The 17,611-nt window shown below is 51.5% G+C and carries 15 protein-coding genes and 6 tRNA genes; 15 read left to right on the plus strand and 6 right to left on the minus strand.

Annotated features, from left to right (window positions below; genetic code table 11):
• Positions 1-34 precede the first annotated feature (34 nt).
• The 3 genes from THEAM_RS01650 to THEAM_RS01660 are packed head-to-tail and all read left to right on the plus strand — an operon-like array spanning position 35 to position 1,744.
• Positions 35-691: a phosphoribosyltransferase gene (locus THEAM_RS01650; RefSeq protein ID WP_232203433.1), complete on the plus strand. Its 657-nt coding sequence runs from the start codon at positions 35-37 to the stop codon at positions 689-691.
• Positions 688-1,062: a cytidine deaminase gene (cdd, locus tag THEAM_RS01655; RefSeq protein ID WP_013537083.1), complete on the plus strand. Its 375-nt coding sequence runs from the start codon at positions 688-690 to the stop codon at positions 1,060-1,062. Before THEAM_RS01650 ends, cdd begins: the two co-directional genes overlap by 4 nt.
• Positions 1,063-1,072: 10 nt before the next feature.
• A complete protein-coding gene (locus THEAM_RS01660) occupies positions 1,073-1,744 on the plus strand; it encodes a response regulator transcription factor (RefSeq protein WP_013537084.1) in 672 nt (223 codons plus the stop codon).
• A gap of 85 nt (positions 1,745-1,829) precedes the next feature.
• Here the strand turns inward: THEAM_RS01660 and THEAM_RS01665 are convergent.
• The 4 genes from THEAM_RS01665 to THEAM_RS01680 all read right to left on the minus strand — a co-directional run bounded on the left by THEAM_RS01665 (position 1,830) and on the right by THEAM_RS01680 (position 2,158).
• Positions 1,830-1,906 (minus strand) — tRNA-Gly (locus THEAM_RS01665).
• Between the two features lie 4 nt (positions 1,907-1,910).
• Positions 1,911-1,987 (minus strand) — tRNA-Met (locus THEAM_RS01670).
• Positions 1,988-1,991: 4 nt separating this feature from the next.
• Positions 1,992-2,077 (minus strand) — tRNA-Tyr (locus tag THEAM_RS01675).
• Positions 2,078-2,081: 4 nt separating this feature from the next.
• Positions 2,082-2,158: transfer RNA gene (locus THEAM_RS01680), tRNA-Thr, on the minus strand.
• A 96-nt stretch (positions 2,159-2,254) separates the two neighbouring features.
• Here THEAM_RS01680 and THEAM_RS01685 point away from each other — a divergent pair.
• Both THEAM_RS01685 and gltB read left to right on the plus strand, forming a co-directional pair.
• Positions 2,255-2,839, plus strand: a complete 585-nt coding sequence (locus THEAM_RS01685) for a hypothetical protein (RefSeq protein WP_013537085.1) — start codon at positions 2,255-2,257, stop codon at positions 2,837-2,839.
• Positions 2,840-2,886: 47 nt separating this feature from the next.
• Positions 2,887-7,227 (plus strand): glutamate synthase large subunit, encoded by a 4,341-nt coding sequence (gene gltB / locus THEAM_RS01690; protein ID WP_013537086.1) that lies wholly within the window; start codon positions 2,887-2,889, stop codon positions 7,225-7,227.
• Positions 7,228-7,257: 30 nt separating this feature from the next.
• Here the strand turns inward: gltB and purH are convergent, their stop codons facing one another.
• A complete protein-coding gene (gene purH / locus THEAM_RS01695) occupies positions 7,258-8,853 on the minus strand; it encodes a bifunctional phosphoribosylaminoimidazolecarboxamide formyltransferase/IMP cyclohydrolase (protein WP_013537087.1) in 1,596 nt (531 codons plus the stop codon).
• Positions 8,854-8,941: 88 nt separating this feature from the next.
• Here purH and THEAM_RS01700 point away from each other — a divergent pair, with 88 nt between their 5' ends.
• The 7 genes from THEAM_RS01700 to THEAM_RS01730 all read left to right on the plus strand — a co-directional run bounded on the left by THEAM_RS01700 (position 8,942) and on the right by THEAM_RS01730 (position 13,132).
• Complete coding sequence (locus THEAM_RS01700; RefSeq protein WP_013537088.1) at positions 8,942-9,802, plus strand: SPFH domain-containing protein; 861 nt, start codon at positions 8,942-8,944, stop codon at positions 9,800-9,802.
• The gene (locus THEAM_RS09370; protein ID WP_013537089.1) at positions 9,789-10,232 is read left to right on the plus strand and encodes an NfeD family protein; all 444 of its coding nucleotides are present in this window, start codon (positions 9,789-9,791) and stop codon (positions 10,230-10,232) included. Before THEAM_RS01700 ends, THEAM_RS09370 begins: the two co-directional genes overlap by 14 nt.
• Positions 10,225-11,298: an alanine racemase gene (gene alr, locus THEAM_RS01710; RefSeq protein WP_013537090.1), complete on the plus strand. Its 1,074-nt coding sequence runs from the start codon at positions 10,225-10,227 to the stop codon at positions 11,296-11,298. Before THEAM_RS09370 ends, alr begins: the two co-directional genes overlap by 8 nt.
• Entirely contained in the window at positions 11,273-12,073 is an 801-nt protein-coding gene (locus tag THEAM_RS01715; RefSeq protein WP_013537091.1) for a 50S ribosomal protein L11 methyltransferase, read from the plus strand. The genes alr and THEAM_RS01715 overlap by 26 nt, the downstream gene beginning before the upstream one ends.
• Positions 12,046-12,894 (plus strand): PHP domain-containing protein, encoded by an 849-nt coding sequence (locus THEAM_RS01720; protein ID WP_157629603.1) that lies wholly within the window; start codon positions 12,046-12,048, stop codon positions 12,892-12,894. The genes THEAM_RS01715 and THEAM_RS01720 overlap by 28 nt, the downstream gene beginning before the upstream one ends.
• Before the next feature lie 38 nt (positions 12,895-12,932).
• Positions 12,933-13,008, plus strand: a tRNA-Phe gene (locus THEAM_RS01725).
• A 37-nt stretch (positions 13,009-13,045) separates the two neighbouring features.
• Positions 13,046-13,132, plus strand: a tRNA-Leu gene (locus THEAM_RS01730).
• A 161-nt stretch (positions 13,133-13,293) separates the two neighbouring features.
• On the opposite strand, the gene THEAM_RS01735 is transcribed toward THEAM_RS01730, so the two are convergent.
• Positions 13,294-15,195 carry a DUF262 domain-containing protein gene (locus tag THEAM_RS01735; protein WP_198005520.1) on the minus strand — a complete coding sequence of 634 codons (1,902 nt, stop codon included), beginning with the start codon at positions 15,193-15,195 and terminating at the stop codon, positions 13,294-13,296.
• A gap of 180 nt (positions 15,196-15,375) precedes the next feature.
• On the opposite strand from THEAM_RS01735, the gene THEAM_RS01740 reads away from it, so the two are divergent.
• The 3 genes from THEAM_RS01740 to hslU are packed head-to-tail and all read left to right on the plus strand — an operon-like array spanning position 15,376 to position 17,609.
• A complete protein-coding gene (locus THEAM_RS01740; protein ID WP_013537094.1) occupies positions 15,376-15,627 on the plus strand; it encodes a hypothetical protein in 252 nt (83 codons plus the stop codon).
• Positions 15,627-16,157, plus strand: coding sequence for an ATP-dependent protease subunit HslV (gene hslV / locus THEAM_RS01745; protein ID WP_013537095.1), 531 nt, complete (start codon positions 15,627-15,629; stop codon positions 16,155-16,157). Before THEAM_RS01740 ends, hslV begins: the two co-directional genes overlap by 1 nt.
• A gap of 9 nt (positions 16,158-16,166) precedes the next feature.
• Positions 16,167-17,609 (plus strand): ATP-dependent protease ATPase subunit HslU, encoded by a 1,443-nt coding sequence (hslU, locus tag THEAM_RS01750; RefSeq protein WP_013537096.1) that lies wholly within the window; start codon positions 16,167-16,169, stop codon positions 17,607-17,609.
• The last annotated feature ends 2 nt before the right edge of the window (positions 17,610-17,611 follow it).

Here is a 17,611-nt window from a genome sequence, read left to right on the forward strand (position 1 = left end):
CTAATTTTAAAGAAAGGAGTTTTTGGGGTTGAATGTGCTCCTTTTTGAGAACAGATTCGATGCCGGGTTGAAGCTTGCCGAGCAGCTTCAGATTCCTGATAATGCCGTTTTGTTTGCCGTTCCCCGCGGGGGGGTTCCCGTTGCTTACGCAGTTGCCGTTGAGAAGGAGTTACCCCTTGACCTTGTTGTTGTGAAGAAGCTCCCCGCTCCCTGGAACCCCGAGGCCGGCTTTGGGGCCATGGCACCAGACGGCACGGTTTTTTGGGCCGATACTTTGGGGGGAAGAGTCTCTATGGACACGGTTGTTGAGGTCGGCCGGAAAGTCCTTGAAGAGGTGAAGAGAAGGGAGAGGGTTTACAGGGGGAGCTCTCGCTACCCGGACCTTTTCGGCAGGCTCGCCGTTGTGATAGACGACGGTTTTGCCTCCGGCTATACCGCTGCCAGGGGAGCCAGCTTTTTAAGATGGCTTCAGCCCGAGCGGATATGGTGCGTTGCTCCCGTCTGCTCCGAAAAGGCTTTGAAGGTTCTGAGGGAGTTCTGCGACCGGGTTTTCTGCCTTCACGTTAGCAGGGAGCTTCCCTTCGCCGTTGCCTCCTTCTACGCAGACTTCCACGACTTGACCGATGAGGAAGTTCTGGCTTACCTTCAAGATTTAAGGCGCAGAGGACTTCTTTTAACGGAGGAGAGTTGAAGAGCGTAGAGCTTTTAAAAGTTGCCAGGGAGCACCTTGAGAACTGCTACTGCCCCTACTCGGGCGTTCAGGTTGTTGCAGTCCTGTTCGGCCCAAAAGGTCCCGTTGTTGGGGTGAACGTAGAGAACGCCTCTTACGGCCTTACCGTATGTGCAGAGCGAAGTGCTGTATTCTCTGCCGTCTCCCGCGGGTTGCGGGATTTTGAAGGGATTTTCATCTACTCTCCCCAGGTTATGCCCTACCCTTGCGGCGCCTGCAGGCAGGTGCTTTCGGAGTTCTTCCCTGAAGACTTTCAGGTTGTTGTGACAAACGGTAAGGAGGAAGAGAAGTTCACCCTCGGAGAGCTTCTCCCCTTCAACTTCAAGCTCTAAAGGAGGTGCAATGGCCAGAGTTCTCCTGGTTGAAGACGACGACTCCATAGGGGAACTTGTCACCTACTACTTAAAGAACAAGGGCTACGACGTAGAGTGGGTTCAAGACGGCTTAGAGGCCAGGGAGCTCCTTAAGAGCCGTAAGTACGACATAATTGTTTTAGACCTTATGCTCCCCGGGGTAAACGGTTTAGACCTCTGTAGGGAGGTTCGCCTCAGGGGAATCAACAAGGACACCCCGATAATCGTCCTTACCGCTATCGGCGACGAAGACACCAAAGTCCACGGCCTTGAGGCCGGAGCCGACGACTACGTTACAAAACCCTTCAGCATTAAGGAGCTCCTTGCCCGCATAGAGGCGGTTCTAAGGCGTGCCGGCTACAGCGAGGTGCTTGAGTTTGAGGGGATAGTAGAGGACAAGCGCTCTAAGTCGGTTACCGTAGACGGAAAGCCGATTCACCTTACAAAAACGGAGCTTCAGCTCCTTGAGTTCTTCCTGGAACACCCGGAGCAGCTCTTCTCCCGGGAAGAGCTCCTGGAGAAGATATGGGGCGTTGAACACAACGAGACAACGAGAACGGTAGACGTTTACATAAGCAGGCTGAGGAAGAAGCTGGGAGACAAGGGTAAATTCCTCAAAACCCTTCCCAGGCTGGGCTACAAGTTAACGAGGGAGGAGTGATTCCTTCCTCGGCTTTTTGATTAAAGAGGAGATATAGTTTACTCGGTTGGGGTGGGTATAGTTAGAGGGAGTATAAATGGGAGGATGGAGCGGGCGACGGGATTCGAACCCGCGACCCTCAGCTTGGAAGGCTGATGCTCTAGCCAGCTGAGCTACGCCCGCTCATTGGTTGCGGGGGCGGGATTTGAACCCGCGACCTCCGGGTTATGAGCCCGGCGAGCTACCAGACTGCTCTACCCCGCGTCAGTGGTGGAGGGGGCAGGATTCGAACCTGCGTAGGCTTACGCCGGCGGATTTACAGTCCGCTGCCTTTGACCACTCGGCCACCCCTCCACTCTGGTGCCGGCTGAGGGAGTCGAACCCCCGACCTGGTGATTACAAGTCACCCGCTCTAGCCAGCTGAGCTAAGCCGGCACTCACTGTGGCCACCGAATAATATAGGAAGCAGTCCTGGAGTGTCAAGGGATTTTTCTATAATTCTGGCCCAACCTTAATGTTCAGGTGGTGGCAATGGAGATTCTCGTTGTTGGTCCCGTTAGGGGCAACGTTGAGAGGTTTAAAGGGCTCGTTGAGGTGGCCTCACCCGACTTGGTTGTTGCCATAGGTCCCCTTGGGCTTTCGGAGCCTCTGAAGCTCGGCAGAACTTGGTTTTTCGTGAGGGGGAAAGAGGATTCCCTTACCCCCCTTGCAAAGAGCGACGGTATAGATATGCTCTCCCGGGTTTTCAGGACCAAGGAAGGTGTTACCTTCTCCGGCATCAGCGGCTACTACGACCCCGTGGCCTCGAAGTTCACCAGGGCCCAGTGGGTAAAGGCGAGGGGAAAGCTGAGTAAGCGGCACGGCAACGCCGTTTTCGCCGAAGATATAGAGGCCCTGCTCGTTCCCTTCCAGAGGGCGGGGATAGAGCGGCTCGATTTCCTCGTCCTTGCCGATTCGCCGGAGAGACCTCCCTTCAAGCGGGTGGTAGAGGTTACAAGACCCAGGTATCTCTTTTACCCGGCGGCCTCTTACAGGAAGGAGCGGGTTGGGGATACGGTTTACATAGGGCTTGAGGATGTTGATTCCCCTAAGGGCAAGTACCTTTTGAAGCTTTAGTTGTTAGAATTGATTCTCAATAAACTTCTTTTAGAGGTAGCAGAGCAATGGGAAACTTTCATAAAGACTCCTGCGGAGTCGGCTTTATAGCAAACTTTAAAGGGGAGCGCTCTTACAGGGTTATAGATAGGGCCCTTGCGGCGGTATCCAACCTTACCCACAGGGGCGCCACACTTGCAGACGGCAGAACCGGAGACGGCTCGGGTATTCTGTTTCAGGTGCCACACGACTTCTTCTCTAAAGAGGCCAGGAGGCTCTCCCCCGACTTTAAGGCGACAGAGGTTGCCGTTGGAACGTTTTTCTTGAGCGGCAGTGTAGATGAAGCCCTTGAGCTTATTGAATCTGAGGTTAAGGCCGTCCTCGGCGATGCCGTTTTAAGGGACGTTCCTATTGACCCTTCCCAGTGCGGTGAGATAGCAAGGCGCTCGTTGCCGAAAATCGTTCAGGTGATAGCTCCCGCCTCTACTCCTGTTGAGGAGTACGTTCTGAGGCGCAGGCTCGAGAAGGGGTTAAAGAGCATAGACAGACGAAACTACGTTGTCTCCCTTTCGAGTCGGCTCGTTGTTTACAAGGGGATGCTCCTTGCCCCTGACCTTAAGAGGTTTTTCCTCGACCTCCGGTGCGAGGAGCTCACCTCCTCCTTTGCGATATTCCACCAGCGCTACTCTACAAACACGAACCCGGAGTGGAGGCTTGCTCAGCCCCTCAGGTTCATAGCCCACAACGGGGAGATTAACACGATTACCGCAAACAGAAACCTCATTAAGGCCCTTGAGCCGATACTCTCTACACCTGCTCTCGGGGAGAGGATAAAGGAGGTTCTACCCCTTGTTGAGTTTGATGAGAGCGACTCGGCATCCCTCGACAGGGTTTACGAGCTGATGGTTGTTGCGGGGATAGACCCTGCAACTGCCATAACTGTTTTGATTCCTCCCGCTTACGAGCTTCTCACCCACCTTACCGGCGAGGAGAGGGCCTTCTTTGAGTACGCTTCCCTCCTTATGAAGCCCTGGGACGGCCCTGCCGCTATAGCCTTTACAGATGGAACGGTTGTGGGCGGGAAGCTCGACAGAAACGGCCTGAGGCCCGCCCGCTTCGTGGTTACCGAGGGAGGAGACGTTATCTTCGGCTCCGAAGTGGGAATGGTTGAGGTTCCCGAGAGTGAGGTTGTGCGCTTCGGCAGGTTGATGCCGGGAGAGATATTCACCGTTAACGTTGAGACCGGAGAGTTTAAGGATAACGACGAGATTCTGTCGGAGATAGCTTCAGAGCTTCGGGTTGAGCGCGAGGTAAGGAGGAAGCTCTACAGGCTTAAGGGTAAAAAGAAGGTAGAGCCCCGGGTAAGGGAAGGGCTCGGCAGAGAGCTTGTGAAGTTCTGCTACTCTACCGAAGACCTTGAAGAGGTTGTGGAGTATATGGCGGAGATGGGCAAGGAGCCCGTCTTCTCTATGGGGGACGATACCCCCATACCCAACCTCCTCGATAGGCCCTACCTGCTCTTCCGCCACTTTAAGCAGAGGTTTGCCCAGGTTACGAACCCGCCGATAGACCCGATTAGGGAGAAGGCGGTTATGAGCTTGAAGCTCCGTCTCGGGGCTAAGGTTAACTTCCTGGAGCTCTCTGGGAAGCTGAGGCGGAGGATAGAGGTTGACTCCCCCCTCCTTACCCCTTCGGAGTTTGAGGAGATAAAGGGAACCGAGTTCCTCAACGTTAAGGAGTTTAAGCTTGAGTTCCGCGAGGACGAGACCCTCAGGGAAGGGCTCAAGAGGCTCTTTGAGTCGGTTAAGAGGGCCATCCTCGAGGAGAACGTAGAGATAATAATCCTTTCCGACAGAGACGTTGAGCTTCCAATCCCATCGCTCCTTGCAACTTCGGGCCTGTGTGCCTTTCTGGAGAGGGAGAAGCTCCTCCACAGGGTTTCGCTGGTTGTTGAAACCGGGGAAGTCCGCGATACCCATCAGACGGCCGCCCTTGTGGCCTTCGGAGCTTCGGCCGTTCACCCCTACCTTGTTTTCGAGTACCTGAAATCTAAAGAGGTGGAGCTGAACAAGCCCTACTCAGAGCTCGAGGCCAACTACAAGGAGGCCGTAAACGCCGGCCTCTTGAAGATTATGTCCAAAATGGGGATTTCGGTTATCTCCTCCTACCACCGTTCCCACCTGTTTGACATTCTCGGAATAGGCAGGGAAGTTGTTGAGGAGTTCTTCCCCCATACGGCCTCCCCCGTTGACGGCATAGGCCTTGAGGAGATAGAACAGACCGTAAGGGAGAGGGTGAAGCTCTCCAAAGAGCTTCACGAGCCCTCTCCCAGCGGTGAGCTGAAGTTCCGCCCCGGCGGCATCCACCACTCCTGGAGCCCCAAAGTGGTTGCCGGCATATTCAAGGCCGCAAAGAGCGGTAGCTACGAAGAGTTCAGAAAAGTTGTAGAGGAAGTCCTCAAGAGGCCCACATACCTCAGAGACCTCCTTGAAATTAAGAGCGACAGGGAGCCCATTCCCATAGACCAAGTTGAACCTGTAGAGTCGATAGTGAAAAGGCTTATGGTTCCCGGGATGTCTATCGGGGCTCTCTCGAAAGTTGCCCACGAGGTAATAGCCGAGGCTATGAATATTCTCGGCTCAAAAAGCTGTAGCGGCGAAGGAGGAGAAGACCCTGCCCGCTACGGAACCATAAAGAACAGCAAAATAAAACAGGTTGCTTCCGGTAGGTTCGGCGTTACGCCCGCCTACCTTGCCTCCGCAGAGGAGATAGAGATAAAAATTGCTCAAGGTGCAAAGCCCGGCGAGGGCGGTCACCTGCCGGGCCACAAAGTTACCCCTTACATAGCCTCCCTCAGGTACTCCGTTCCCGGTGTTGCCCTTATATCGCCGCCTCCCCACCACGACATCTACTCCATTGAAGACCTTGCCCAGCTCATATACGACCTGAAACTTGCAAACCCCGAGGCGAGAATAGCTGTGAAGCTCGTTTCGGAGGTGGGCGTTGGAACCGTTGCCTGCGGAGTTGCAAAGGCCAAGGCCGACATCGTTCAGGTGAGCGGAGCTTCCGGCGGAACCGGAGCCTCTCCCCTCTCCTCCATTAAGGGGGCGGGTCTGCCCTGGGAGGTGGGCCTTGCGGAAACCCAGAAAGAGCTTATCCAGAATGAGCTCAGAGAGTCTGTAGGCCTCAGGGTAGACGGCGGCTTCAAAATCGGCAGAGACGTTGTTATTGCAGCCCTTTTAGGGGCCGAAGAGTTTGGTTTCGGCACCGCCGCCATGATTGCCGAAGGCTGCGTTATGGACCGCGACTGCCATACGAACCGCTGTCCGGTGGGCATAGCCACTCAAGACGAAAAACGCATAAAGAAGTTCAGGGGAGCCGTTGAAACCGTTGTCAACTACTTTAAGCTGGTTGCCGAGGATATCCGCCGCATACTTGCCCAAATGGGCTACAGGAGCCTCGACGAAATCATAGGCAGAACAGACCTCCTGGCGGAAAATACCGAGCTGAAAGAGCGCTATCCCCTTGCGAGGAAGCTCAACCTCTCCTTCATCACCGGCGTTCCCGCTTACAGGCTGAAGAGGAAAGAGCTTCCCTACAACCCTGTAGTTTCCAAACTCAACGAACAGATAGTCAAAGACGTTCTTCCCCACCTTAAAAAGGGAGAGCGGGTCTTTAAGGAATACCCCATAAAGAACACCGACAGGAGCGTAGGAGTTTCCCTTGCCTACCACATAGTTAAGCTCTTCGGAAACGAAGGGCTTCCCACAAACCTTGTTCACTTAAGATTCAAAGGTGTTGCCGGTCAGAGCTTCGGTGCCTTCCTCCCTTCGGGGGTTCTCCTGGAAGTTGTCGGCGAGGCCAACGACTACGTTGCCAAAGGGCTCGGCGGCGGGATAGTAGTTTTACACTTCCCCGAGGAGTTTAGGGGCAACCCCACCGAGAACGTAATAGCCGGTAACACCATACTCTACGGAGCCACCGGCGGTGCCCTCTTTGCCTCCGGCGTTGTAGGCGAGAGGTTCGCCGTTAGAAACAGCGGAGCCGTTGCAGTTGTTGAAGGGGCAGGTCAGCACGCCTGCGAGTACATGGTAAGGGGTATCGTTGTAATTCTGGGCAGCGTCGGTAAGAACCTCGGGGCGGGAATGACCGGCGGAACGGCCTTCGTTCTCGACCCGGAAATCGAAGAGAAGATAAACAGAGACTACGTAGAAGTAAGAAGGCTGAACAGGCAGGACATCGACGTTCTCACCTCGCTGCTCATGAAACACTACAAGTTCACCAAGAGCCCAACCGCCGCAAGAGTTTTAGAGAACAGAGCCCTCCTTGAGTCCATAAGGAAGGTTGTTCCCATAGGCGTAAAAGAACTCGAGCTGAAAGTATCCGGGGAGGATAAACTGCCCGATTAATAAAGTTAAAGGGGGCTTGCGCCCCCTTATTTAATGTCTGAAGTGGCGAATGCCCGTGAACACCATTGCCATACCGTGTTCGTTGGCCGCCTCTATAACCTCTTTGTCCCTTATCGAACCTCCCGGCTGGATGATTGCCGTTACGCCCACCTTTGCCGCCTCGTCTACGCTGTCTCTGAAGGGGAAGAAGGCTTCCGAAGCCAGAACCGAGCCGTTGAGGTCTATGCCTACCATTTGGGCCTTCTCGGCTGCGCACCTGGCGGAGTCTACCCGGGAGGTTTGGCCTACGCCGATGGCAACGGCAACGCCGTCTTTTGCGTAAACAACTGAGTTGGATTTAACCCACTTAACCACCTTAAAGGCAAACAGGAGGTCCTTCCACTCCTTCTCGGTGGGCTCCCTGTCTGTAACCACTTTGAGCTTTTCGGGGTCTACGGTTACGAGGTCTCTATCTTGAACGAGCAGTCCGCCGACAACCCGCCTGTAGTCGAAGGGCGAATCTGCTCCCCTCTTCTCAATCCCTGTAAGCCCGTCGGTTGTTAGAACCCTGAGGTTCTTCTTCCTCTTTAGAACTTCCAGGGCTTCCTCGTCGTATTCGGGGGCGATGATGCACTCGTAGAACCTTTCGGTTATAAGCTCTGCCGCCTCTTTCGTAACTTTTGCGTTAAAGGCGATAATGCCGCCAAAGGCCGAGATTGGGTCCACTTTCAGGGCCTTCTCGTAGGCTTCCTGGGGCGTTTTACCCAGGGCAACGCCGCAGGGGTTTGCGTGTTTTATGATTGCACACGCCACCCCTTCGGTTTCGGGCTCAAACTCGAGAACGAGGTTCAGCGCTCCGTCGAGGTCGTAGATGTTGTTAAAGGAAAGCTCCTTCTCCCCGTGGAGCTTCCTCGCCCTGGTTACGCAGGGCTCCTTTACGAAGACCTCCCTGTAGAAGGCCCCCCTCTGGTGGGGGTTCTCGCCGTAGCGGAGGTCTTGAACCTTCTCAAAGGTTACCGTTAGGGGGGAGCGGAGCTCCCTGCACGCCAGTGGTTTACCCTCTTCATCTATCGAGTAGAGGTAGTCTGCTATGAGGGCGTCGTAGTGGGCCGTAAGGTTAAAGGCTTTCCTTGCAAGGTAAAAGCGCGTTTTTAAAGATATTTCACCGGTCTCCTTCAGCTCCTTCAGAACTCTGTCGTAGTCGGCCGGGTCTGTCACTATTGCAACGAACTTGTAGTTCTTTGCGGCGGCTCTAACCATGGTCGGGCCGCCGATGTCTATGTTCTCGATTATCTCTTCAAGGTCTGCACCCTTTGCAACGGTTTCCTTAAACGGGTAGAGGTTAATAACCAGCAGGTCTATGGGCTCTATCTCCAGCTCCTTCATGGCCCGAAGGTGCTCGTCTTTGTCGCGGCGAGCAAGGATGCCTCCGTGGACCTTCGGGTGGAGCGTTTTGACCCTTCCCTCCATAATTTCGGGGAATCCCGTCAGCTCCGATATCTCCCTCACCGGAATGCCGGCCCCCTTCAGGAGCTTCGCCGTTCCTCCCGTGGAGATGATTTCGATTCCGAGCCTGCTGAGCTCTTTGGCAAACTCCACTATGTTGGTCTTATCCGAAACGGAAATCAGGGCTCTTGCAGGGCGCATCTTCTCCTCCGTAAGCTGTTGTGGAGCAAATTTTACAGGAACGCCTTTTTCTGTCGTAAAATAACCTAAGTTCGGTTGGGGGATAACAATGGAATCGCTCTTTCCTCTAATAGTTTTCTCCGGCTTCGGTGCCCTCATACTGGCCGTTGCCTCTGTGAAAATCGTCCCTCAGAAACAGGCCTGGATAGTGGAGAGGCTGGGCAAGTACCACAGGACCCTCTACGCCGGCCTCCACTTCATAGTTCCGTTCCTGGACGTTGTAAGGGCGAAGGTGAGCTTGAAGGAACAGGTTCTCGATATCCCGAAGCAGGAGGTTATCACCAAGGACAACGTTGTTGTGCGGATAGACGCCGTCTGCTACTACACCGTGGTTAAGCCCGAAGACGCCGTTTACAACATAGAGAACCTTGAATACGCAATTGTTCAAACTATCCAGACCAACCTGCGGGACATCATAGGAGGGATGGAACTTGACGAGATTCTCTCCTCCCGCGAGAAGATAAACGCCAGGATTAAAGAGGTTCTTCAGGGTGCCGCTTCCAGCTGGGGAATACTGATTAACAGGGTTGAAGTTAAAGAGATTGAGCCCCCTTCAAACATCGTTCAGGCGATGAGTATGCTCATAGAGGCAGACAGGAAGAAGAGGGCCATGATTACAGAGGCCGAAGGTAAAAAGCGGGCCCAAGTGCTCGAGGCGGAAGGGTATAAACTTGCCAAGTGGCAGGAGGCGGAGGCCATAGAACGTATAGGAAAGGCCCAGGCGAACGCCCTCAGAAGCGTTGTGGAGGCCACCTCGAGCCCGGAGCTTGCGGCTAAGCTCCTAATCGGCGGAGACCTCGTTAAAGGTATAGAAAGGCTTGCCGCCTCTCAGAACGCGAAGTTTGTGGTTCTTCCCCCTTCTGTAGAGTCCCTCTTCAAGCTCCTCGGAGAGAAAGGTGGTAACGGCTGATATCCTGCCATTCCTGCTTGTTACGGTGGGCTTCCTCCTGCTCGTTGTGGAGTTCTTCCTGTGGAGCTTCGTTGTTTTCCCGATAGGCTTTGCCTTTATAGCACTCGGTTTTGCCCTCCTCTTTCACCTGTCCCGATGGGCGGCCCTTGCCCTCTTTTTCGGCGTTGCCTCTGCAGGCTACACCCTCTCTTTTATCTACCTGAAGCGTCTTAAGGGAAAGGAGAACCTGCTCGAGGAGCTTCGCACCCAGCAAGGCGTGGTAATATCCCGCGTAGACGAATTTACCTACCTTGTCAGGTTCCCCTTAGGTGCCGGCGGCGAAGAGGTTTGGAACGCCTACTGCGAGAGGGAGCTCAAGTACGGCGACCGCGTTAGGGTTGTGGGCCTTAAGGGGAACAAGCTGCTGGTGGAGAAAGAGGAAGATGCTTAGGTGGGCGGAAGTTCACCTCGACAGGCTGCTTTACAACTACAGGCAGGTTGAAAAACTTTCCGGCCCCAAGAAACTGATAGCCGTTGTAAAGGCCAACGCCTACGGCCACGGGAGCGTAGCCGTTGCCCGGTTCCTCCAGGAGCAGACGGCCGTTTCCGCCTTTGCGGTTGCCACCTATGCAGAAGGGGTTCAACTGCGTGAGGCAGGCATACAGAGGCCGATTATCGTTATGTCCTCTACCTTAGAGGAAGAGCTCGGCAGGGCCAGGGAGTTTCGCCTGATGCCCGTTGTTTACGACTTCTGGGAGCTGGAAAGGGCAAAGGAGCTTGAAGTTCCGTTTCACGTGAAGCTCGACACCGGAATGGGAAGGCTCGGTTTCCTCCCCTCCCAGTGGCAGGAGCTCCTCTGCTCCCTTCGTGGAGCCAAACTCGCCGGGGTTATGACCCACTTCCCCTCCGCCGACGAAGACCCGGAGTTTACCGCCGGTCAGGCGAAGCTCTTCGGGGAGTTTGTAAAGGCCTTAAAAGGGGCTTTCCCGAAACTGTGGGTCCACTGCGATAACAGCGCCGCCCTGCCCCTTGGTCTGAACGGCCTCTTTACCCACTCAAGGGTGGGCCTTGCGCTTTATGGCTCAAAACCCTTTGGCGGCTACCCGGCCTCCTTAAAGCAGGTAATGGAGGTTAAGGCCCGGATAATCTCGGTAAAAGAGCTTCCCCCCGGCCACTCCGTCTCCTACGGGAGAACCTACACCACCTCCGGGAAGGAGAGGGTGGGGGTTGTAAGCTTCGGCTACGCCGACGGCCTTCCGAGGAGCCTGTCGGGCAGGGGAAGCTTCATCGTAAACGGCAGGCGCTGCCCGATTAGGGGGCGGGTCTGTATGGATATGACCGTTATCTCCCTTGAGGGCGTTGTTGCCGGCAAGGGGGGTGTTGCAACCGTAACCGGCCTTGAGCTTCCCTTTGAAGAACTGGCCCGCCTTGCAGGTACCATCCCCTACGAACTAATGTGTAGAATTAGTCCCAGAGTAGAGAGGGTTTACCGTGGATTACAGAGTTTACGAACTTGAAGTTCCGGCCTCCGAATACGACCTTGCAACTTCTGAACTCTTTGAGGCCGGTGCCCTCGGAGTAGAGGTAGTTTCCGAAGGAGAAACCGTAACCTTTAAAGCCTACTTTAAAGAGGGCTCCCTTCCCGAAAGGCTGAAGCCCTACCTTAAAAGCGTTTCCCCCCTGGAGGAGAGAGACTGGAACAGCGAGTGGAAGAAACACTACGCCCCTGTAAACGTGGGCAGCGGCATCTGGGTTGTTCCCTCCTGGATGAAGGGGGAGTTTAAAGAGCCCGAAGGTTCGCTCGTTATCTACATCCGTCCCGGCAGGGGGTTCGGGACGGGAACTCACGAAACTACAAAGCTCGCTATGAGGTTTATAAAGAAGCTCCTTAAAGAGGGAGACTCCTTCCTCGATGTCGGCTGCGGCAGCGGAATACTCTCGATACTTGCGGCAAAACTCGGGGCCTCTGAAGTTGTTGGGTGCGACATCCAGCCCAACCTCCAAGAGGAGATAGAGGAAAACCAGAGGCTCAACGGCATTGAGTTTACCTTTGTTGAAGGCAGCGTTAACGCCGTAAACGGCAAGTTCGACCTTGTAGTTGCGAACATAGAGAAACACCACCTTGAACCCCTGCTTCCGCTCCTTGCCGAAAAGTTCAAAGGCACCCTTATTCTTTCCGGGATTCTCACCTCGCAAAGAGACCAGTTTGTTAAAACCCTTGAGAAGCTCGGCCTCAGAGTTGTTGAAGAGGCCAAAGAGGGGGAGTGGTGCGCGTTCGTGGCGAGAAAGTAGACCTTCACAGCCACTCAACCGCCTCCGATGGAACCTTCACTCCGTCGGAACTTGTTGAGCTTGCCCATCTGAAGGGAATAACCCTCTTCTCCCTCACAGACCACGACACGGTAGACGGCCTTCCTCAGGCCCGTTTAAGGGGCAGAGAGCTTGGGGTAAACGTTATCCCCGGCATAGAGGTAACCGCCGATACCTCCTTCCTCGGCCCCGGGAAGAGGGAGCTTCACATCCTCGGCTACTACTTTGACCCCGACTCAGAGCCCATCAGACACCTTACCGCCTTTTTTAAAGAGTCCCGAATAAAGCGAAACAAGGAGCTCCTTGCAAGGCTTGAAGAGAGGGGATTTCCCGTAACCTACGCCCAAATGGTGAAACGCTTCGGGGAGAACTTCGGAAAGCCCAACATTGCGAGGGTTCTCATAGATGCAGGTTTTTTCACTAACAGGGAACAGGCCATAGACTTCCTCTCCTCCTTGGGGGTTAAGCGGGAGAAAATGGACTACAGAACTGTTTTAGAACTCATCACCGAAGCCGGAGGCCTGCCGGTTATCGCCCACCCGGTTACCACCGGCCTTAGCCACTCTCAGCTCTACTGCTTCCTCAAGGAGGCCAAAGAGGCCGGCCTTAAAGGGGTAGAAGTTTACCACTACCGTCACACTCCGAAAGACGTTGCGGCCCTTAACTGTATGGCTAAGGAGTTAGGCCTCTTCACGACCGCCGGCTCCGACTTTCACGGAGCGAATAAACCCTGTATAGAGCTTGGTTTCCTTAACGTTACTACTGCTCAGATAAACTTCCCGAACTACTGCCAGATAACTTGACACAACGGGGGGAGAAATCTATATTTTGTGGTGCGGTTGCCGAGGTAGCTCAGTTGGTAGAGCAGAGGACTGAAAATCCTCGTGTCGGCGGTTCGATTCCGCCCCTCGGCACCATTTTTATTTTTCCCGCCGAAAAAACAAAAACAATAGAGCCCGGGTGGCGGAACTGGCAGACGCACGGGACTTAAAATCCCGGGGCCGCAAGGCCGTGCGGGTTCGATTCCCGCCCCGGGCACCATTGGTTGAGCCTCCTTTAGATATTCAAGTTTAAATTCTGATTAATCTATCTTACTTGGGATAGTTTTGGAGCTTTTGAAACTTAGAGTTAGGTGGTTGCCTAAGATTCCAAATTATGAGATAATCAAAATTTAAAGACAATGTTAAATCTAGCGGCACTAGCTATGTTTTAATTAAATCTTTGGGAATGAGCCCTTTGTTTATTAAAAATTTCTTAACTGCTTTTAATCGTGCAGCTATGAAATTTTCAAAGTCATCTTCCTCTAATGCTTTAATAGCAGCTTCGTTTATGAAGTGACTTTTTAAAATTCTGTTTAACTCTTTAGTATTTCTTCCATTACTTTTTAGTTTTTTAAGAAATTCTGAAGGTTTCTGGGCTCCTTTTAAAATTTTATTAGTCTCTGAACTAGATAATGTTCTATTAAGAACTATATCTGCTCTTTTCTTATTGCTAAAAAACTTTTTGGGGAATATATGTTCGTCTGTAGCCTTAAATAGAGTTAAGGTATTTCCGGATGCAAAGTCTTTTACTTTGTTTAAGAGTAAAAGAGCTATAAAGCCCTTGAGAAGTGCAGAACTTTTGGCTTTTGGTTTAAGAAGTTCTGAAAGATTGATAGACTCTATACCAATGAAGTGCTGTATTTTCTCTTCTACATCTCTACCTTTTGAAAGCAGTTCATTTATAAAGCGTAGAAAATTTTTAAAGTCTTGGTAGGATTTTGTGGCAGCTCCTTCGTCATAGCGTTCTGAGAATACGTTTAGGAAGTACCACTGTTTTATGTATTTTGTAAGTATATCTTCATTACTTAATAGCCACTTCTTAATATCAGTAAAGGTTTGTTGCTTCATGTGTGTAAGAAAATTAAAATTGCCTAATAGTTGCTGTTGCTTTTCTTTATCGGAGGTTTGTTGCTTTATGTGTGTAAGAAAAGCAAACATGGCAACTAATGGAACCAACATTGAAGTGTAAGGGAGGTTTTTGCTAACTGTTCCTAACTCGTTTTGGAGAAAGTCTAAGCTTTTCTCTAAGCCTATTTCTAAAGTTTCTTTATAGCTTTTGAAGTCTTTAGCTGAAATTGTAATTAGCTGTTTGGGTTTAGGTTCTTTGTTTAGAAGAAGAGCTAGAACTTTTAGTATTAGTGAGCTGTTAAGCTCTTTAAGATCTTTAAAGTATGAGAACTTATCCTTTATTTCTTCTATTACAATCTCTACATCTTGTTTTTTCAGACCTTCTTTTCGAAGTTTAGCAAAAAGCAAGTCTGTGGTGGAAAGTTTATAGCTGGTTCTATTGATCCGCTCAAAAATTTCTACTACATCTTCAAGTTTAACATCTTGAGGAACAGTGATATAAAATACTTCAAATTCAAAAAATCTTCTAAGAGCGCTTCTTACCTTTTGAGCTTTTTCTTGTTCAAGAATTTCTCTTAAGTTATCGTAAATTTCATCGATAATTGTGTCGTCAATTCTGCCATTACTGATAAGTTTTGATAAATTGATATATTCAATACTACCGTTGATGTTTTTTAAGAACTCTTGAAATTTAAGTTCTGAATTAGTTTCTTTTTTGAGACTCTCAAATTTTTCTTTCAAATGAAAATATTCTTTTTGTAGTATTTTTCTGTATTCCCGATTAGTTTCACTTTCGGTAGCATACACTATAGAATCTTGAAGTTCTCCTTTTATTAATTGGGGAATATATAGGTAGAATCTATGGGGATTTTTGCTACCTTGTAAAACTTGGTCTGTAGGTGTAATAGAGTAAAGGATAGAATTAAGTCTTTGTTGACCATCTAAGACAACGTTTACTATAGTGTTCTCATCAGGGGACTTTACATTTTGGTTTTTTAATGCTGGTAGAGGTTTTACTTGGAAGTCAATTTTCCCTTTAGTATTTTGATGAAAAAGGATAGTTCCTATAAAATAACCTCCAAGTATTGATGTTAAAAGCTCTTTTATATCTTCTGCTTTCCATATAAAGTCTCTTTGGAATTCGGGAATTAAAATTTCACTCTTGAAAGCCTTTTCAATAATGTTGCGAATTTTGATTCTGTCTGTAGATAACATTAGAGGCATTTTATCCCCCTATGAAGTTAGTTCTGCTTTTAGAATTTAGGAGAATATTCTATCTGCTGCAAGTTTATAGTGATGTCTTGGTAAAGTTCGAGCCTCCCTGCAACTCCTTTGCAATAGGAGTTAGTAGTCACTAAATTATTGAGCCGAAGACCCCCCTCCAGGAGGTTCGCCATGGACGTTGTTCTCTTTGTGATTGCCGTTACTTTCCTGATGAACCTGCCCTTCGGCTGGCTCAGAGAGGGTGTGAGGAAGTTCTCTCCTCAGTGGTTTCTCTACGTTCACCTGCCGATTCCGTTTATAATAGCTTTAAGGATTGGTCTTGGCGTTCCTTGGAAGTTTGCTCCCCTTCTCATCGTTGTTGCCATTCTCGGTCAGGCGGTAGGTGCAAGGCTCCGCAGGCGCCAAATGGTTGTGGAGGAGTAATGGATTTTCATGGAACTACCATCTGTGCCGTTTTGAGAGACGGCAAGGTGGCCATGGCCGGAGACGGCCAGGTTACCCTCGGCAATACCGTTTTTAAGAACGGCGCAAGGAAGGTAAGGAAGCTTTACGGAGGGCGCGTTCTTGCCGGCTTTGCAGGTTCTGTTGCCGACGCCTTTTCCTTGCTTGAAAGGTTTGAGGATAAGCTGCAGACTTACGGCGGTAACCTTTTGAAGTCGGCCGTTGAGCTTGCGAAGGATTGGAGAACCGATAGGATTCTCAGGCGTTTGGAGGCTATGCTACTTGTTGCCGATAAGAGCAGAATCCTCCTTATTTCCGGGAACGGCGACGTTATAGAGCCCGATATCCCGGTTATGGCCGTTGGTTCAGGGGGCCCTTACGCTCAGGCTGCGGCTACCGCTCTCTATCAGAATACCGAGCTTCCCGCCGCCGAAATTGCCCGCAAGGCCCTGGAGATTGCAGGTAACATCTGTATTTATACCAACACGAATATCGTTGTTGAAGAGCTTTAAGGAGGAAGTATGTTGAAACGCCTCTTTGGGGGCGAAGAGCCTCGCAGGGAGTCCGGCTCTACCGAGGAGTTCCTCACCCCCCGCCGGATAGTTGAGGAGCTCGATAAGTACGTTGTCGGCCAGAGGGAGGCCAAGAAGGCCGTTGCAATAGCCCTCAGGAACAGGTGGCGCCGTCAGAGGCTCCCCGAGGAGATGAGGGACGAGGTTGTCCCGAAGAACATCATTATGATAGGGCCCACGGGTGTGGGGAAAACGGAGATAGCCCGCAGGCTGGCGAAGCTCGTTAAGGCTCCCTTCATAAAGGTTGAGGCTACGAAGTTTACCGAGGTCGGCTACGTAGGCCGAGACGTTGAGTCTATAATCCGCGACCTTGTAGAGATAGCCGTTAATATGGTGAAGGAAGAGAAGATGGCCCAAGTGGAGGAGCGGGCCAGAGAGCTTGCCTATGAGCGCCTTGCCGAGTATATGGTTCCCGAACCCAAACACCCTCAGCAGCAGTCGGTTCAGAACCTTTTCGACATCTTCTTCCCCTCTCCGGCAAGGCAGAAGGACCACGACTACGAGGCCGAGCTTTCAAGGCTTAAGGACGAGAGGAACAGGATTAAGAAGCTTCTAAAGGAGGGGAAGCTCGACGACGAGATTGTTGAGATTCCCGTTACTGTAGAGACTACTCCCGGTATAAACGTTGTGGGCTTAGGAGGGGACATCTCGAACCTTCAAGATGTTCTCTCTTCCATACTGCCCAAGCCCAAGAAGCTCCGAAAGATGAAGGTTAAGGAAGCCATTCGCTACCTCACCCAGGAAGAGGCCTCCAAGCTCATAGATATGGATGAGGTTATCAGGGAGGCTATAGACAGGGCCGAAAATCAGGGAATCATCTTCATAGACGAAATAGATAAGGTGGCCTCCCGTGAAGGGGCGCGGGGCCCCGATGTCTCAAGGGAGGGAGTCCAGAGGGACCTTCTTCCTATAGTTGAAGGCTCTAAAGTTTCTACCAAGTACGGCCTTGTGAGAACCGACCACATGCTCTTTATAGCCGCCGGAGCTTTTCACGTTGCAAAGCCGTCGGACCTCCTTCCCGAGCTTCAGGGCCGCTTCCCCATAAGGGTAGAGCTTAAACCCCTTACAAAGGAAGATTTTGTGAGAATCCTCACAGAGCCCAAAAACGCCCTTACAAAGCAGTATAAAGCCTTGCTTGAAACCGAAGGGGTGGAGCTTGAGTTTACCCCGGACGGCATAGAGGAGATTGCCCGCATAGCCGAGGAGGCAAACGAGAGGGCCGAGAACATAGGTGCCAGGAGGCTCCACACGGTTATGGAGAAGCTCCTTGAAGAGGTCTCCTTTATGGCTCCGGAGATGAAGGGGCAGAAAGTTGTAGTAGATAGGGATTTTGTGAGGGAGAAGCTCTCCGACATAATTCAAGACGAAGACCTTACCAAGTACGTTCTTTAGGA

Source organism: Thermovibrio ammonificans HB-1, from assembly GCF_000185805.1.
GTDB classification, from domain to species: Bacteria; Aquificota; Aquificia; order Desulfurobacteriales; family Desulfurobacteriaceae; genus Thermovibrio; species Thermovibrio ammonificans.

What these genes read in the sequence shown, in the direction of transcription:
- THEAM_RS01660 (WP_013537084.1), top strand. Translation starts at nt 1,073, where the DNA reads ATGGCCAGAGTTCTCCTGGTTGAAGACGACGACTCCATAGGGGAACTT.
- THEAM_RS01685 (WP_013537085.1), top strand. Translation starts at nt 2,255, where the DNA reads ATGGAGATTCTCGTTGTTGGTCCCGTTAGGGGCAACGTTGAGAGGTTT.
- gltB (WP_013537086.1), top strand. Translation starts at nt 2,887, where the DNA reads ATGGGAAACTTTCATAAAGACTCCTGCGGAGTCGGCTTTATAGCAAAC.
- purH (WP_013537087.1), bottom strand. Translation starts at nt 8,853, where the DNA reads ATGCGCCCTGCAAGAGCCCTGATTTCCGTTTCGGATAAGACCAACATA.
- THEAM_RS01700 (WP_013537088.1), top strand. Translation starts at nt 8,942, where the DNA reads ATGGAATCGCTCTTTCCTCTAATAGTTTTCTCCGGCTTCGGTGCCCTC.
- alr (WP_013537090.1), top strand. Translation starts at nt 10,225, where the DNA reads ATGCTTAGGTGGGCGGAAGTTCACCTCGACAGGCTGCTTTACAACTAC.
- THEAM_RS01735 (WP_198005520.1), bottom strand. Translation starts at nt 15,195, where the DNA reads ATGTTATCTACAGACAGAATCAAAATTCGCAACATTATTGAAAAGGCT.
- THEAM_RS01740 (WP_013537094.1), top strand. Translation starts at nt 15,376, where the DNA reads ATGGACGTTGTTCTCTTTGTGATTGCCGTTACTTTCCTGATGAACCTG.
- hslV (WP_013537095.1), top strand. Translation starts at nt 15,627, where the DNA reads ATGGATTTTCATGGAACTACCATCTGTGCCGTTTTGAGAGACGGCAAG.
- hslU (WP_013537096.1), top strand. Translation starts at nt 16,167, where the DNA reads ATGTTGAAACGCCTCTTTGGGGGCGAAGAGCCTCGCAGGGAGTCCGGC.